At 71.8% G+C, this 15,928-nt stretch carries 10 protein-coding genes and 1 pseudogene; all 11 read right to left on the reverse strand.

The genetic code is table 11. The features are described from left to right. Positions 1-6: 6 nt before the first annotated feature. The 11 genes and pseudogenes from ACWGIG_RS02280 to ACWGIG_RS02330 all read right to left on the reverse strand — a co-directional run bounded on the left by ACWGIG_RS02280 (position 7) and on the right by ACWGIG_RS02330 (position 15,884). On the reverse strand, positions 7-1,485 hold the full coding sequence (locus ACWGIG_RS02280) for an alkaline phosphatase family protein (protein WP_453319584.1): 1,479 nt from the start codon (positions 1,483-1,485) through the stop codon (positions 7-9). Further along, positions 1,482-3,080 (reverse strand): metabolite traffic protein EboE, encoded by a 1,599-nt coding sequence (gene eboE / locus ACWGIG_RS02285; protein ID WP_453319585.1) that lies wholly within the window; start codon positions 3,078-3,080, stop codon positions 1,482-1,484. The genes ACWGIG_RS02280 and eboE overlap by 4 nt, the downstream gene beginning before the upstream one ends. Positions 3,081-3,141: 61 nt before the next feature. After that, on the reverse strand, positions 3,142-3,993 hold the full coding sequence (locus tag ACWGIG_RS02290) for a TatD family hydrolase (protein WP_453319586.1): 852 nt from the start codon (positions 3,991-3,993) through the stop codon (positions 3,142-3,144). After that, a complete protein-coding gene (locus tag ACWGIG_RS02295; RefSeq protein ID WP_453319587.1) occupies positions 3,993-4,766 on the reverse strand; it encodes an EboA domain-containing protein in 774 nt (257 codons plus the stop codon). Before ACWGIG_RS02295 ends, ACWGIG_RS02290 begins: the two co-directional genes overlap by 1 nt. Further along, positions 4,763-5,812 carry a sugar phosphate isomerase/epimerase family protein gene (locus tag ACWGIG_RS02300; RefSeq protein WP_453319588.1) on the reverse strand — a complete coding sequence of 350 codons (1,050 nt, stop codon included), beginning with the start codon at positions 5,810-5,812 and terminating at the stop codon, positions 4,763-4,765. Before ACWGIG_RS02300 ends, ACWGIG_RS02295 begins: the two co-directional genes overlap by 4 nt. Then, complete coding sequence (locus ACWGIG_RS02305) at positions 5,809-7,161, reverse strand: SCO3242 family prenyltransferase (protein WP_453319589.1); 1,353 nt, start codon at positions 7,159-7,161, stop codon at positions 5,809-5,811. The genes ACWGIG_RS02300 and ACWGIG_RS02305 overlap by 4 nt, the downstream gene beginning before the upstream one ends. Next, positions 7,158-8,326 (reverse strand): annotated as a pseudogene (locus ACWGIG_RS02310) (inositol-3-phosphate synthase). The gene ACWGIG_RS02305 and the pseudogene ACWGIG_RS02310 overlap by 4 nt, the downstream one beginning before the upstream one ends. A 180-nt stretch (positions 8,327-8,506) precedes the next feature. Next, positions 8,507-12,217, reverse strand: a complete 3,711-nt coding sequence (locus ACWGIG_RS02315) for a ThuA domain-containing protein (RefSeq protein WP_453319590.1) — start codon at positions 12,215-12,217, stop codon at positions 8,507-8,509. Between the two features lie 347 nt (positions 12,218-12,564). After that, the gene (locus ACWGIG_RS02320) at positions 12,565-13,566 is read right to left on the reverse strand and encodes a sugar phosphate isomerase/epimerase family protein (protein WP_453319591.1); all 1,002 of its coding nucleotides are present in this window, start codon (positions 13,564-13,566) and stop codon (positions 12,565-12,567) included. A gap of 40 nt (positions 13,567-13,606) precedes the next feature. Then, positions 13,607-14,770, reverse strand: a complete 1,164-nt coding sequence (locus ACWGIG_RS02325) for a Gfo/Idh/MocA family protein (RefSeq protein WP_453319592.1) — start codon at positions 14,768-14,770, stop codon at positions 13,607-13,609. Positions 14,771-14,822: 52 nt separating this feature from the next. Continuing rightward, positions 14,823-15,884 (reverse strand): substrate-binding domain-containing protein, encoded by a 1,062-nt coding sequence (locus ACWGIG_RS02330; RefSeq protein ID WP_453319593.1) that lies wholly within the window; start codon positions 15,882-15,884, stop codon positions 14,823-14,825. Positions 15,885-15,928: the final 44 nt, after the last annotated feature.

The following is a 15,928-nucleotide window of genomic DNA, read 5'->3' on the forward strand; positions in this document are numbered from 1 at the left end:
CGGGTGTCAGGTCAGGCCCGCCAGGTGGAGCAGCAGGGCCTTCACTTCGGTGGCCGCGGTGCGGCCGGCGAGTGCGTGGGGGGTGGAGCAGAGGATGAGCGGACCTTCGTCGTCGCTCGCGGGGAGGCGGCCGTGGCTGCCGCGGACGGGTGTCGGGTCCAGGGGGACGACGGCCATCCGGTAGCGCATGCCGAGTTTCTTGCGGGCGACCGCGGCGGCTGCCCTGAGTCGTACGTACGGGTCGAGGGGGTCGAGGAAGAGCTCGACGGGGTCGTAGCCGGGCTTGCGGTGGATCTCGACGAGCTGGGCGAAGTCCGGGGCGCGGGCGTCGTCGAGCCAGTAGTAGTACGTGAACCAGGCGTCCGGGGCGGCGACGGCGACCAGTTCGCCGGAGCGGGGATGGTCGAGGCCGTGGGCCTTCTTGCCCTCGTCGTCGAGGAGTTCGGCGATTCCGTCGAGCCCTGCGAGCGCGGCCCGGGCCGCGTCGAGGTCTTCGGGGCGGCGTACGTAGACGTGGGCGATCTGGTGGTCGGCGACGGCGAACGCCCGTGAGGTCATGGGGTCCAGGTACTCCATGCCGTCCTGCGTGTGGACCTCGATCAGGCCGGCGCGGCGCAGGGCCCGGTTGATGTCGACGGCGCGCGAGACGCGGGTGATGCCGTACTCGGAGAGAGCGACGACGGTACGTCCCTCGGCCTCGGCCTCGTCCAGAAGGGGCGCCACGACCTCGTCCAGGTCGGCTGCCGCGCGGTGGGCGCGGGGGTCGTCGGGGCCGTAGCGCTGGAGGTCGTAGTCGAGGTGCGGGAGGTAACAGAGGGCCAGGTCGGGGTGGTTCGTACGGAGGATGTGGCGGGTTGCGCCGACGATCCAGCGAGAGGAGGTGAGGTCGGCGCCCGGGCCCCAGAAGTGGAAGAGGGGGAACGTGCCGAGCTTCTCGGTCAGTTCGTCGTGGAGGGACGGGGGGCGGGTGTAGCAGTCCGGTTCCTTGCGGCCGTCGGCGTAGTAGACGGGGCGGGGCGTGACGGTGATGTCGGTGTCGGCGCCCATCGCGTACCACCAGCAGATGTTGGCGACGGTGTAGTGGGGGTGGGTGCGGCGGGCGGCGTCCCAGACCTTGTCGCCGGAGACCAGGCCGTTGTGCTGGCGCCAGAGGAGGACTTCGCCGAGTTCGCGGAAGTACCAGCCGTTGCCGACGATGCCGTGTTCGGCGGGGGTGGTGCCGGTGAGGAAGGTGGACTGGGCGGAGCACGTGACGGCGGGGAGGACGGTGGTGAGGGGGGCTTGGGAGCCGGTGCGGGCGAGCCTTCCGAGGCGGGGCATGTGGTCGAGGAGTCGGGGCGTGAGGCCTACGACGTCCAGGACGAGGAGGGGGATGGGAGTGGCTGCGGGGGTGGATGCGGGGGGCGAAGTCGGGGCTGGGGTGTTGGCCGGGGCGGGAGTGGGATCGGTGGGCGGCAGTGCGGGCTGTGGGATCTGTGGGGTCATGGGAGCTCCTTGAGGCCCAGGTCTGTCAGGAGGTCGCGGGCGAGGGCGAGTTCGGCGGCGATGCCGTCGGCGAGTTGGGCGCGGGAGCGGGGGCGGAGCTCGGGCGGGAGGGCTTGCCAGGTGTAGGTCTCGACCTCCAGATGAGGGGTGAGGGGGTGGCCGGAGGGGTGGGCCATGAGGTGGGTCAGGGCGTCCTGGAGGACAGCGAGGGTGGAGGTGAGGGGTGGGGCGGGTGAGGTGTGGAGGGGGACGTGGAAGTGAGCTCGCCAGGGGGTGGTGGTGGGGAGGGCGGTGGTGGTGAGGGCTTCGGGAAGGTCGTCGGTGCCGAGGAGGGTGTGGAGCGGCGGATTCGGAGGGAGGGCGGGGGCCGTGGGGTGCCGGGGAACCTCAAGCGCTGCGGGGACTTGAGCGGGGTTGGGGTCGGGAGGGCGGGTGGTGGCTACCGGAGGGAGGGTGGTGGTGGCCACGGGAGGCTCGGTCTGCGCCGGAGGGTGGGGCGTGGCCGCCTCGGCAATGCAGGCGGGGGCCGCCACGGCAGGGCGGGCATCGACTGTCACAGGAGGATCAGCCTCGGTCGTCCCAGGAAAGCAAGGGGTGGCGGCGACCGCAGGGTGAGTCGTGGCGGACACGGCAGGGTGAGCGTCGGCCGCCGCGGCAGGACGGGCGCCGGTCGCCGAGGCAGGACGGGCGCCGGTCGCCGCGCCAGGACCGGCATCGGTCGCCGCGCCGAGGTGGGCGGCGGGCTTTGCCGGGGGGTGGGTGGGGGTGCGGGTTTGGTGGAGGAAGCGGGGTTCGGCGAAGTGGGAGAGGGCGGTGCGGACTTCGGGGAGTTGGGGGTCTTCGGCGTGCAGGGCGGCTGAGAGTTGGGCCTTGGCGATGGGGATGTTCGCGGTGGTCAGGGCGGACAGGGCGGTGGCCGGGTCTTCGAAGGACGTGGCGAGGTGGCAGGTGTCCACGCAGATGCCGATGCGGGGGCTGGCGAGCGTGGTCAGCGGGCCGATGGTGTCGGCGGTGGTTTCGATGGTGCAGCCGGGTTCCGGTTCCAGGCCGATGCGGATGGATTTGCCGGTCAGCTCTTCGAGGGCGTCGAGGCGTTCCGCGAGCGTCGTGAGGGCGGTGCGGGCCGTGGTCGCGGCGGTGGGGTGCCGGTCGTACGGGGTGCGCCAGGCCAGCGGGAGCGTGGAAATGCTGCCCTCCGTCACGTCGTCCGGGAGGAGTGCGGCGAGGAGGCGGGCCAGTGTGGTGGTGTAGGAGAGGCGTTCCGGGTCGGTCCAATCCGGCTTGTAGACGCGGTACTTGACCTCTTGGGCGCCGAAGCCCTCGTACGGGAAGCCGTTGAGGGTGACGACTTCGAGGCCGCGCCGGTCGAGTGCGGAGCGCAGGCCGCGAAGGGCCGCCGGATCGCCGGCCAAGGTGCGTGCGGCGTCCCTGGCCAGCCACAGGCCGATGCCCAGGCGGTCCCTGCCGAGGCGTTTGCGTACGGGCTCGCAGTGCTCGCGGAGCTGGGCCACTACGCCGTCGAGGGTCTCGGCGGGGTGGACGTTGGTGCAGTACGCAAGGTGGACGGTCGAACCGTCCGGGTGGCGGAAGCGCATGTGGGGTGTCGTCCCCTTCCGGTGCCGGGGTGGGGGGGGTGGGGTGCCGTGCGGTGGGGCTCTACTCGCCGCCGCGGAGGATGGAGTTGCCCTCGTGGAGGAGCGGTGGGGCGGCGGGCGCCGTCAGGTCGAGCCGACCGCTGAGGCCGTAGAAGGCGGCGGGGTTGCGCCACATGACCAGGTCCACGTCGTCGGCGGAGAACCCCGCGGCGAGCAGCGCGTCGGCGGCCTTGCGGGTCTTGAGGGGATCGCTCCTCCCCCAGTCCGCCGCGGAGTTGACCAGGATGCGGTCCGTGCCGTGCTCCTTGATGATCGCGACCATCCGGTCCTCGTCCATCTTGGTGTCCGGGTAGAGGGAGAAGCCGAGCCAGCAGCCACTGTCGGAGGCGGCCTTTACGGTTGTCTCATTGAGGTGGTCGAGGAGGACCCGGTCCGGAGGGAGGTGCGATTCGCGTACGACGTCGAGGGTGCGGTGCAGGCCCGCGTGCTTGTCGCGGTGCGGGGTGTGCACGAGCGCGGGCAGGCCGTGTGCGGCGGCGAGTTGGAGCTGGGCGGCGAAGGCGTGGTCCTCGGCCGGGGTCATCGAGTCGTAGCCGATCTCGCCGACGGCGACCACGGAGTCCTTGACCAGGTAGCGGGGCAGTTCGTCGAGGACGGGGGTGCAGCGGGGGTCGTTCGCCTCCTTGGGGTTGAGGGCGAGCGTGCAGTGGTGGGCGATGCCGTGCTGGGCCGCGCGGAAGGGTTCCCAGCCGAGGAGACCGTCGAAGTAGTCGAAGAAGCTGGCGGGCGAGGTGCGGGGCTGGCCGAGCCAGAAGGACGGCTCGACGACCGCGCGGACCCCGGCGGCGTACATCGCCTCGTAGTCGTCGGTGGTGCGGGAGGTCATGTGGATGTGCGGGTCGAAGAGGCGCATCAGGACTCCTCCGAGGGGGCCTCGGCAACGGGGGCGGCAGCCTGTGGAGCGGGGGCCTGGGCGGTGAGGGCGAGGACTCGGTGCAGGTCGGCGGGGACGGGGCGGCCGGCGGCGGTGCGTTCGGCGGCGTAGTCGGTGAGCATGTGGGCGAGTTCGCCGTCGCCCCGGGCTCTGCGGGCCAGGGCGTGGACGGTGTCCACGGGGACTCCCGTGAAGAGGCACTTGAGGACGGCGTGCCGCCAGGCGTGCGGATCCAGGTGATGTGCGGCGTACGGGCCGAGCGCGGCGGCGACCAGGCGGGTGTCGTGGGTACGGAGCGCGTCCTCCACGAGCGGCAGGGCGGATCCGTCGCGGGCGTGGCCGAGGTACGGCAGCGCCAGCAGCACGGCTCTGCGCTCGGCGGCCGTGCCGTGGGTGTAGAGGCGGTGGGTGGTGGAGCGGTCGGCGCGGGCGGCGCAGAGGAGGAGGATGCGGGCGGCGGTGGCGGGACCGGCGGGGTCGTTGGATGTGGGGGCCGCCTCGGTGAGGGGGCCGCTGGTGCGGCAGTGGCGGCCTGCTTCTGCGAAGCGGGTCTCCCAGGTGGGGAGGTTGGCGCGGTACGCATTCCGCCGCCGCGATGGTGCTGGTGGGCCCTCCGTCCCCCGCGTGCGGCGTGCCGCGGCAGCCGCTGCTTCGGCCAGGGCTTCGTGGAGCCAGGCCCTGGCCGCGCCGCCGAGGTGGACTTCGAGGGCTTCCCTGAGCACGGTGGGGCTGTCGGCGGGGACGGTCGTCACGGTGTGCCTTTCGCGTGCGCCGGTGCGGGGGTGCCGGACGGCTGTGTCGGCCGGGTGGCCGGCCGGTGGAGCCCCGCCGTCGCCTCGCGCAGGAACTCCCGTGAACCGCGCGCCAGCTCGGGGCCCGCGTGGGAGTGGCGGGGCAGTTCGACCACTGTCAGGCCCTGGTATCCGGCCGCCTCCAGTGCGGCCAGTACGGGCGGGAAGTCGATCTCGCCCTCGCCGAAGGGCAGGTGCTCGTGCACTCCTCGGCGCATGTCCTCGATCTGTACGTGGCGCAGCCAGGGCGCCGCCTCCCGTACGCAGTCGGCGGGCGAGACCGCTTCCAGGCACTGGCAGTGGCCGATGTCGAGGGTGAGGCCGAGGTGCTGCGGGTCGCCGAGGGCGTGGCGGAGGCGGTGGAAGTCGGCGAGCGTGGCGAGGAGGTGGCCGGGTTCCGGCTCGACGGCCAGGGGGACGCGGGCCGCCGTGGCCGCTTCGACCACCGGAGCCATGGCGGCTGCCAGCCGCAGCCACGCGACATCGGGCGGCGTGCGGGCCGGGAGCGTACCGCTGAAGCAGTGCACGGCGTGGGCACCCAGTTCCGCACCCACCCGCACTGCCGTACGGAGCAGGTCGGCACGGGCGGACCTGTCGGCGGGGTCGGCGTCGAGGAGGGTCGGGCCGTGCTTGCGGCGTGGGTCCAGGACGTAGCGGGCGCCGGTCTCGACGGTGACGGTGAGGCCGAGCCTGTCCAGACGTGTCGCCAACTTGGCTGTGAGAGACGGCAGTTCTGGGGACATCGGGTCGAGGTGCATATGGTCGAGCGTGAGGCCCACGCCGTCGTAACCGAGGTCCGCGAGGAGCGCCAGCGCGTCGTACAGGCGGAGGTCGGTGAGGCCGTTGGTTCCGTAGCCGAAGCGGAGGGGTGTGCGGTGGGGGTTCGGGGCGGAGAGCGCCCCGGGGTGCCGGACGGGTTGCCGGGCCGATTCGGGCCCGGGCTGCCGGACCGGCCGCTGGGCCCAGTCCTGGACGGACTGCCCGGGGAGGTCTTCCACCGGCTTCATGTGGGGCTCACCTTTCGCGCGAGGCGACGGGCCAGAGGTGCCAGGACCAGCAGTGCCACCCCTGCGCCGGGGGCTCCGGACCTGGCCGCCAGTGCGGCCTGGAGCGGGATCATGGCGCGGATGCCGCCGCCGACCGCGCGCTGCGTGAGGGGCGGGGACGGGTTGAGCGCGGCATGGAGCAGGGGGCGGCCGACGGTACGGAGGTAGGCCGCAGCGAGAGCGCAGACCAGAATGCGGCCGGATGCGACGCCACGCCCCGAGGCGGCAACCCCCGGGACGACCCCCTGCCGGACCGCGCCCCGGCGGAAGGCCTCCTGTCGGACCGGATCCCAGCCGCCCGCACCCTCGCGGACGGCCCCCGGCCGGACCACACCCCGACGGACAACCGCCTGTCGGACCGGACCCCGGCGGACGGCCCCCTGCCGGACCCCGCCGCCCCCGCCGCCCGCGCTCTCGCGGACGGACGCCTGCCGGGCCCCGTCAAGGCGGGCCCCGCCCCTCCGGGCAGCTCCCGGCCGCATCCCACCCCGATCGCTCCCGCCCAGCCCCGCGCCGTCCCCCGGCCTGCGGGGCAGGACCGCCGCAATGGTCGCCGCTGCCCCAAGTGCAGTCAGTGGCGCAGTCGTTGAGCCTCCCTGCACCTCGTGGCGGGACAGCTCCGTCACCCCGTAGGTGTGGGCTCCGAGCACGGTCGCAGCGGACAGGGCGTCGGCCAGGCCCCAGGGGAGGTGCCAGGTGCCGGCAGTCCCCCGGCGGGAGGGTCCCGGCCCCCGCGTGGCCGGACGGGAAGGGCTCCGTCCTGCCGAACCCGCAACCGCAGCCTCCGCGCGGGTGGCACCCGGGCTCGCAACCGAAGCCTCCGGAGGGGTGGCACCCGGGGCGGCAGCCCCCGTCGCCACCGCCCCCATCAGCAGGTCCAGTGCCCGCGCCGTCGCCATCGTCGCCGGGCCCAGTGCCGTGTGCTTGAGCTTCAGGTCGTAGGCCCAGACGGTCGCGGTGACCGCCGTCGCCGCGGCGAGTGCGGGGCGGCCCGCGCGCGAGGCGAGGAAGAGGCCTGCCGCCGACAGGGTGCAGGCCGCCGAGAGGGCCGCCGACGGGGTGATCCGGCCCGAGGGGATCGGGCGGTGCGGGCGGTCCTGCGCGTCCTCGGCGCGGTCCGCCCAGTCGTTGAGGGCCATACCCGCCTCGTACAGGCAGAGGGAGGAGGCGAGCGCCAGTGCCGTACCCCTGTTGGGGCGTACGGAGAGCGCCGCCGCTCCGGCGAGTGCATCGCCGGGGACGGTCAACAGGGCTGATACGCGGAGCAGTTCGAGCCAGGCGCGCACATCTGCTCCGGGGGGATTCGTCATGCCGCTCCCCCGCCCAGCGCCGCGCCGAAGGCGAGCAGGTCCGCGTACTGGTCGGCCAGGGACGCCGAGCCTGCGCCGTCCGGGTCCTTGAAGTAGAAGGCGAGGGCGGGGAGGGGGCCCGGGATGCCGCGTTCGTGGGCGCGGGCGAGGATTCGGGCCAGGTCCAGGACCAGGGGTGCGGCGAGGGCCGAGTCGCAGCCCTGCCAGGTGGTTTGGAGTGTCATGCGGGCGCCGAGGAAGCCCTCGAAGGCGATGTGGTCCCAGGCCGTCTTCCAGTCGCCGAGTGCGGGGACCTCGTCGATGTGGACTTCGCCCTGCGGGAGCCGGCCGAGGGCGTCGATGAGGACGCGGGTCTTGCCCGCGTTCTTCGCCGCCGCCGCTGCCGGGTCGGCGAGGGCCGCTCCGTCGCCGCCGCCGAGCAGGTTCGTACCCGACCAGGCACGTACGGACAGTGCGCGCTGGACGAACATCGGGGCGAGGACCGCCCGTAGGAGGGTCTGGCCGGTCTTGCCGTCGCGGCCCGCGTACGGCAGTCCGCTCGCGGCCAGTTCCGCGGCCAGGGCGGGGGCGTACAGGCCCGTGGAGGGGGTGAAGTTGACGTACGGGCAGCCGGCGCGGATGGCTGCCGCCGCATAGAGGGAGCTGGGCGGGAGGGCTGCGTCGGAGGCGGAGGGGGAGGCGGAGGCGGAAGCGGAAGCGGAGGGGGCCGGTTCGGTCGAGGAGACGTTCACGACGACCACTCGCGCCAGTGCGTGCCGGGTGCGGAAGTCGGTGATGTCCGACGCGAAGGCGGCGATCAGCCCCGTGTCCGTTCGGGTGTCGCCCGGCAGCGGCCCTCCGGGCCTGATCTCCGCGTCTGCGGCGTCAGTTCGGCGCGCACGGCGGCGGTCAGGCCGTGCGGCAGGACGCCGCCGGCCTCCAGGTCCTCGGCCCGTTTGGGCAACGGGCAGCTCGCCGTGTCGTGGCCGCCGAAGACCAGGGAGGTGAGGGGCGGCAGGCCGGATTCCGCGAAGGGGGCGGTCTCGGTCACCATTCCGGTCGGCGGGTGCAGGCCCGCCGCCGTCGCCGCGCAGCCCGCGACGGCAGTGGTCGCGACCGATCCGCGTGCGCCGACGAACCAGACGCCGGTGCGGACCGAATCGCCGGTGCGGGCCGAATCGCCCATGCGGGCCGAATCGCCGTAGCGGTCCGGGTCAGGAGAGTTGCGTACGGCATCTGTGGGCACGGCGGAGCCTCCCTGCGCTGAAGCACGGCTGGGGTGTTGAGGCGTGTGGCGAGGGCGGCGGGAGAGGCGAAGTGCCCCTCCCGCCGCCTGTGTTGCGGCATCAGCGGCAACACGGACCTGCTAGGAGGGCAGTTCCTTCAGCTGGATGTCGCGGAAGGACACCCGGTCGCCCGGCCCGTGGTTCTGGAGGCCGAAGTGGCCGTCCTTGAGACTGCGGGCCGGGTCCGTGTTGGTGAAGTCGTTGATCTTCGCTCCGTTGAGGAAGATCTGCAGACGTTCGCCCTGGACCCGGATCTCGTAGCTGTTCCACTGGCCCGGCGGGCGCAGCACCCGGTCGCGTTCCTTCAGGTTCGCGGACTTGAAGGAGTAGACGGATCCGGTGGTGCGGTCCGGTGCGTCGGTGGCGTCGATCTGGATCTCGTACCCCTTGGTGACCGCCGACCACGGGTCGTCGGATGCCGGGAAGCCCACGAACACACCGGAGTTGTCGTCGCCGGTCATCTTCCAGTCGAGCTTCAGGGAGTACGACTTGAACTCCTTGGCCTGGTACCAGAGGAGGCCCATGCCGCCGTCGGAGCGCAGCTCGCCGTCGACGACGTCGAACTTGCCGGGTCCCGCCTGCTTGAAGCCTTCGAGGGTCCTGCCGTTGAAGAGCGGCCGGTGGCCGGTCTGCGGCTTGCAGTCGGCCTTGACCTGTCCTGCCGCGTAGCGCAGTCCGCCCAACAGGTGCTGGCGGAAGGCCGGTTCGGCGTACGACTCCTTGGTGTGGCCGCCGCCGGTGTAGAAGGACCGGCCACCCTCGTACGTCTGGCACCAGGCGATCGGGTGGTCGCCCTTCATGGTGCCGCCGGTGTACGTCGTCTCGTCGAGCGTGGCGAGGACGCGGGCCTTGCCCCGGGGGTTGGTGCGGTAGTTGTACCACTCGTCGGTGCGCTCGACGGCGTCGCCGAGGTGTGCGGTGGCGGGGTGCTTCTTGTCCTCGGTCCGGACGGTCGCCTTCTGGATCTGCGGGTGGGAGGCGAAGTACGCGCCGACGAGTCCGCCGTAGAAGGGCCATTCGTACTCGGTGTCGGCGGCTGCGTGGACGCCGACGTAGCCGCCGCCGGTGCGGATGTAGTTCTCGAAGGCCTTCTGCTGGTCCGCGCCCAGGACCTCGCCCGTCGTGGACATGAAGACCACGGCGTCGTAGCGGGCCAGGTTGCTGGTGGTGAACTGGGCCGCTTCTTCGGTGGAGTCGACGGTGATGTTGCTGCTCCTGCCCAGCTCCTTCAGAGCGGCGACGCCCTCGGGGATCGAGTCGTGGCGGAATCCGCCGGTCTTGGAGAAGACCAGGACCCGCTTGGCCGTCTTGTCCGGTGCGCTGTTCGACAGTGCGAAGTCGTCGAGGTCGTAGAGCGCGCCGGGGCCGCCCTTGAAGACGAGGAAGAGCTCGGTGGTCTTCCTGGGGACGTTGCGCAGCGGTACGTCGACGTCCTGGAAGGTCTCCCAGCCGCCGGTCACCGGGATCGGCGCCGAGCCGAGGATCGGGCCCTTCGCGGATCCGGTACGGACTTCGAGGAAGCCGCCCGCGCCGCCGGAGGAGATGCGCGCGGTGAGCTTGGTGGAGCCGGTGAGGTGGTAGGGCTTGAAGGAGATCCAGTCGTCGTTGTCGATGTCGCCGACGGTCTTGCCGCCGTGCGCCGCCGCCTTGTCGTGGACCTTGATCCCGAACTGGCCGTTGAAGTGCTCGGCCTGCCGGTGCCTGGGCTGGATCTGGGCCTGGTCGTGGCTGGTCAGCGGGGCCTGGCCGCCGCCGCCCGCGTCCGTGTACTCGGCGTCGAAGACTCCGAAGATGTTGGCGTTCGGGTCGTGGCCGCCGTCGGACGAGGTCTTGATGGCGCCGGAGCAGCCGTTGGCCGAGGTGATCGGGTGGCCGTGGCTGTCGTGGCCGAGGATGTACGTGACCTTCACCTTGGTGCAGTCGATCGGCTTGCCGCCCGCGCCGTCCTCGGCGTCGGTCACCTTCACCTTGAAGGGGATCTCGTCGCCGAAGCTGAACAGCGTTCCCTCGGCGGGGAGTTCGAGCGTCACCTTGGGTGCGGTGTTGCCGACGACGACGTGCGCGCTCGCCGATCCGGTGCGGCCCGTCGGGTCCTTCGCCGTCACGGTCGCCGTGTACGTGCCGTTCTTCTTGTACGTGTGGGTGGGGTTGGGCTCCGTCGAGGGGGGCGTGCCGTCACCGAAGTTCCAGCTGTACGTGAGGGTGTCGCCGTCGGCGTCGGTGGTGCCCGCCGAGGAGAACGCGACCTTCAGCGGGGCCTGTCCCGAGGTCTTGTTCGCGGTGGCGACGGCGGCCGGGGAGCGTCCGCCGGTGGCGTTCTCGATCCGGTACAGCGCCGAGTTCTCGTCGCCGCCGAACCAGGCGGTGCCGTAGTCGAGGACGTACAGCGCGCCGTCGGGGCCGAAGGCGCTGTCCATGACCTGGGTGCCGGTCCACGGGAACGGGTTGATCTTCTGGACGGTGCCGTCCTCGCCCTGCTCGATCCGCTTGATCCAGCGGCGGCCGAACTCGGTGGCGAAGAAGTCGCCTTCGTACGCCTCGGGGAACTTCACCGGGGAGTCGAGGTTCGCGTCGTAGCGGTAGACCGGGCCGCCCATCGGGGACTCCGAGCCGGTGCCGAACTCGGGCACCGAGCCGCCGTCGTACGGGATCCAGGCCGCCTGGGCCGGCGGGAGGTCGACGAGGCCGGTGTTGTGCGGCGAGTCGTTCTTGGGGGCCGCGCAGTCGAAGGCGGCGCCGGAGGTCTTCGTCGCGAAGTCGTAGTCGACGTAGGGCTGGTTGTTGCCTGTGCAGAAGGGCCAGCCGAAGTTTCCGGGCTTGGTGACGCGGGCGAATTCGACCTGTCCGGCCGGGCCGCGCTGGGGGTCGGCGGCGCCGGCGTCCGGGCCGTAGTCACCGACGTAGAGGATGCCGGTCTTCTTGTCGACGCTGAAGCGGAACGGGTTGCGGAAGCCCATCGCGTAGATCTCGGGGCGGGTCCTGGCCGTGCCCGGGGCGAAGAGGTTGCCCGCGGGGACGGTGTACGAGCCGTCGTCGGCGACCTTGATGCGGAGGATCTTGCCGCGCAGGTCGTTGGTGTTGCCGGAGGAGCGGCGGGCGTCGAACGCGGGGTTGCGGCCGGGGCGTTCGTCGATGGGGGTGAAGCCGTCGGAGGCGAAGGGGTTGGAGTCGTCGCCGGTGGAGAGGTAGAGGTTTCCCGCGGCGTCGAAGTCGATGTCGCCGCCCACGTGGCAGCAGATGCCACGGGTCGCGGGGATGTCGACGACCTTCTTCTCGCTGGCGTTGTCGAGGGTGCCGTCCGCCTTGAGGGTGAAGCGGGAGAGCCGGTTCACGCCGTCGAACCTGGCGAAGTCGGCGGCGGTGCCGGTTTCGGGGGCGTCGCCTGCGGGGGTGCCGAGGGGTGGGGCGTAGTAGAGGTACAGCGCCTTGTTCTGGGCGAAGTCGGGGTCCAGGGCGATGCCCTGGAGGCCCTCCTCGTCGTGGGAGTAGACGGGGATCTTGCCTGCGATGCGGGTGTTGCCCGCCGCGTCGGTGGCGCGGAGTTCGCCGTTGCGGGACGTGTGCAGGACGGTGCGGTCCGGGAGGACGGCGAGCGACATGGGCTCGCCGGTCTCCTCGGCTCCCTTGGCGAGGGTGACCTGCTGGAACTCCTCGGCGGCGGCCCGGGGGGCGGGGGTCGGTTTCGCGGCGGCGAGCTGAGGGGCCGTGAGGGCGAGGACGGTGCCGGTGAGGAGGGCGAGGGATCGCCGGGCTCTGTGGGTTCTCCGGCTTCTGGAGCGCTTTCTGTGCACGGGATCCTCCGGGGTGAATTGCCGGGCGGAACGGGTGGGGGCTCCTGCATGGGGGACAGGGGCCTCATGTCATGTACACGACCTGGACGGTAGCTCCGTTTGTACGGGCCCGAAAGGGCTTGCGCGGCAAAGAAGTTGGGCTTTGCCCAGGACGTGGACAAAGTGCGTGTGCGGGTACGCAGGTGGGGGGTTGCTGTCCCGGGCTGCGCCCGGTGCACGGACTGCGTCCGCGCGTCCTCAAACGCCGGACGGGCTGAGATGCCAGGGGCGCGGGGAACTGCGCGACCAGCCCCCACGCACCCGCACAGGCCAACCGGCCCGGGGCCCGTGAGGCTCGCCCCGCCCGCTCATCCCCCTCCGAACGCCGCGTCGAACGCCGCACCGGGCGGGTCGAAGTCGAACCGCTTCAAGTGCGCGAGCGCCTCCGGCGCCCCCGACAGGCGGTCCATGCCCGCGTCCTCCCACTCGACCGAGACCGGGCCCTCGTACGAGATCGAGCGGAGCATCCGGAACACGTCCTCCCAGGGGACGTCCCCGTGCCCCGCCGACACGAAGTCCCAGCCCCGGCGCGGGTCGCCCCACGGCAGGTGCGAGCCGAGGCGGCCGTTGCGGCCGTCCAGCCGCGTCCGGGCCTCCTTGCAGTCGACGTGGTAGATCCGGTCACGGAAGTCGTACAGGAAGCCGACCGGGTCGAGGTCCTGCCAGACGAAGTGCGAGGGGTCGAAGTTCAGGCCGAAGGCGGCGCGGTGGCCGACCGCTTCGAGCGCGCGATGGGCCGACCAGTAGTCGTACGCGATCTCGCCGGGGTGGACCTCGTGGGCGAAGCGGACGCCCTCCGCGTCGAAGACGTCGAGTACGGGGTTCCAGCGTGCGGCGAAGTCCTCGTAGCCCCGGTCGACCATGTGGGCGGGGACCGGGGGGAACATCGCCACCAGGTGCCAGATGGACGATCCGGTGAAGCCGACGACCGTACGGACTCCGAAGGCTCCGGCTGCGCGCGCCGTGTCGGCCATCTCCTCGGCGGCCCTGCGGCGTACGCCCTCCCCTTCGCCGTCGCCCCAGATGCGGGACGGCAGGATCGCCCGGTGGCGTTCGTCGATGATGCTGTCGCAGACGGCCTGGCCGACCAGGTGGTTGGAGATCGCCCAGCACTTCAGGCCGTACTTGTCGAGGAGGGCGTGGCGGGAGTCCAGGTAGGACGGGTCGGCGAGCGCCTTGTCGACCTCGAAGTGGTCGCCCCAGCAGGCGAGTTCGAGGCCGTCGTATCCGAAGTCGCGGGCGTAGGCGCAGACTTGCTCCAGCGGCAGGTCTGCCCACTGGCCGGTGAAGAGGGTGAAGGGACGTGGCATGTCAGGGGCCTCCTGGTCGGCGGGATGGCGGGTCAGCGGGTCAGCGCGGGACGGGCGTGTAGACGGCGTTCTTCTGCGCGCTCTCCTCCACCGCGGCCAGCACCCGCTGCACCTGGAGGCCGTCCGCGAACGACGGTTGCGGGTCGGTTCCCGTGGCGATGGCTTCGAGCAGGTCGCGGGCCTGGTGGACGAAGGTGTGCTCGTAGCCGAGTGCGTGGCCCGGCGGCCACCACGCCTCCAGGTAGGGGTGGCCGGGTTCCGTGACGAGGATGCGGCGGAAGCCCGCGGACTGGGCGGGCTCGGTGTGGTCGTGGAAGGAGAGCTCGTTGAGCCGCTCCAGATCGAATGCCAACGAGCCGCGCTCACCGTTGAGTTCCAGGCGCAGCGAGTTCTTGCGGCCCGCCGCCATCCGGGTGGCCTCGAAGGAGGCGAGGGCCCCGGAGGCGAGCCGGCCGGTGAAGAGCGCGGCGTCGTCGACGGTCACCTCACCCCGGGGGGCGGGCGCGCCCGGATCCGGCCAGGGCCGTGAGCGTACGAACGTCTCGGTCTGCGCGGACACCCCCACTACCGGCTCCCCCGCCAGGAACTGCGCGAGGTCCACGATGTGCGCGCCGAGGTCGCCCAACGCCCCCGAGCCCGCCCGGTCGCGCCGGAGCCGCCAGGTCAGCGGGGCCTGCGGGTCGACCAGCCAGTCCTGGAGGTAGGCGACGCGCACGTGCCGCAGCGGGCCGATCCTGCCCTCGGCGACAAGGGTGCGGGCGTACGAGATGGCGGGCACGCGGCGGTAGTTGAAGCCGACCATCGACAACTGACCCCGTAAGCGGGCGAGTTGGGCGGCGGACTCCATCGACTGCGCCTCCTCGACCGTATTGGCGAGCGGCTTTTCGCACAGGACGTGCTTGCCCGCCTCCAGTGCGGCGATCGCGATCTCGGCGTGGCTGTCGCCCGGGGTGCAGATGTCGACGATGTGTACGTCGTCCCTGGCGATCAGGGCCCGCCAGTCGGTCTCGGCCGCCGCCCAGCCGTGCCGGTCCGCCATCGCCCGCACGGCGCTCCGGTCGCGTCCGCAGACCGCTGCGAGCACGGGGCGGGCGGGCAGGTCGAAGACCCGGCCCACGGTGCGCCAGCCCTGGGAGTGGGCGGCGCCCATGAAGGCGTAGCCGACCATGCCGACGCCGAGCGTGGGGGGTTCCGTTGCTTCCATCCGGGTCTCTCCTTGTCCGTCGTCGTACGAAGTGGCCTTGTGCGCTCAGCGGTCAGCTGAAGCCCTGGGGCAGGTACTCGTCGACGTTGTCCTTGGTGACGACGGCCGAGTAGAGGGTCACCGAGGCCGGGATCTCCAGCTCGGCCATGCCGCCGACGCCCTTGCCCTGACCGAGCGCACGGGCCAGGTCGATGGCCGATGCGGACATGGTCGGCGGGTAGAGGACGGTGGCCTTGAGGACTCCCGTACCGGCCTTGATGGCGTCCATGGCGGACTTGGCACCCGCGCCGCCGACCATCAGGAAGTCCTTGCGGCCCGCCTGGGCGATGGCGCGCAGCGCGCCCACTCCCTGGTCGTCGTCGTGGTTCCACATCGCGTCGAACTGCGGCTGTGCTTGGAGGAGTTGGGCCATCTTTGCCTGACCCGACTCCACGGTGAAGTCGGCGGCCTGGCGGGCGACCTTCTTGATGTTCGGGTAGTTCTTGAGGGCGTCGTCGAAGCCCTGGGTGCGGAGTTTCGTCAGTTCGAGGCTGTCGACCCCGGCGAGCTCGATGACCTTGGCGTTCGGCTTGTCCTTGAGCTGTTCGCCGATGTAGCGGCCGGCGTTGAGGCCCATGCCATAGTTGTCGCCGCCGATCCAGCAGCGGTACGCCTGCTGGGAGGCGAAGACCCGGTCCAGGTTGACCACCGGGATGCCCGCCTTCATGGCGGCGAGGCCGATCTGGGTGAGGGCCTTGCCGTCGGTGGGGAGGATGACCAGGACGTCGACCTTCTTGTTGATGAGGGTCTGGATCTGGCCGATCTGGGCGGCTGTGTCGTTGGAGCCCTCGGTGATGTCGAGGGTGACGTCGGAGTACTTCTTGGCGCGCTCGCGGGCGTTCACGTTGATCGCGTTGAGCCAGCCGTGGTCGGCCTGCGGTCCTGCGAAGCCGATGGTGACCTTCTTGCCCGGCTTGTCGTCGGCGGCGGGCTGGTTGTTGGTGGCGGGCCCCTCCTTTCCCGCGGGCTCGTTGCTGGTGCAGGCGGTGAGGAGGGCGGTCGCGGAGACGGCGGCGCCGCCGAAGAGGATCCCTCTGCGACTGGTTCCCCTGCTGGTTCCTGAACTTTGCGGCATGACGGTCGGACCCTTCGGCTCGGGTGGTCAACTCGGTTGATGTG

Source organism: Streptomyces sp. NPDC054863 (assembly GCF_053610825.1).

Coding starts and splice junctions, on each gene's coding strand:
- ACWGIG_RS02280 (WP_453319584.1), bottom strand. CDS start 1,485: ATGACCCCACAGATCCCACAGCCCGCACTGCCGCCCACCGATCCCACT.
- eboE (WP_453319585.1), bottom strand. CDS start 3,080: ATGCGCTTCCGCCACCCGGACGGTTCGACCGTCCACCTTGCGTACTGC.
- ACWGIG_RS02290 (WP_453319586.1), bottom strand. CDS start 3,993: ATGCGCCTCTTCGACCCGCACATCCACATGACCTCCCGCACCACCGAC.
- ACWGIG_RS02300 (WP_453319588.1), bottom strand. CDS start 5,812: ATGAAGCCGGTGGAAGACCTCCCCGGGCAGTCCGTCCAGGACTGGGCC.
- ACWGIG_RS02305 (WP_453319589.1), bottom strand. CDS start 7,161: ATGACGAATCCCCCCGGAGCAGATGTGCGCGCCTGGCTCGAACTGCTC.
- ACWGIG_RS02320 (WP_453319591.1), bottom strand. CDS start 13,566: ATGCCACGTCCCTTCACCCTCTTCACCGGCCAGTGGGCAGACCTGCCG.
- ACWGIG_RS02325 (WP_453319592.1), bottom strand. CDS start 14,770: ATGGAAGCAACGGAACCCCCCACGCTCGGCGTCGGCATGGTCGGCTAC.
- ACWGIG_RS02330 (WP_453319593.1), bottom strand. CDS start 15,884: ATGCCGCAAAGTTCAGGAACCAGCAGGGGAACCAGTCGCAGAGGGATC.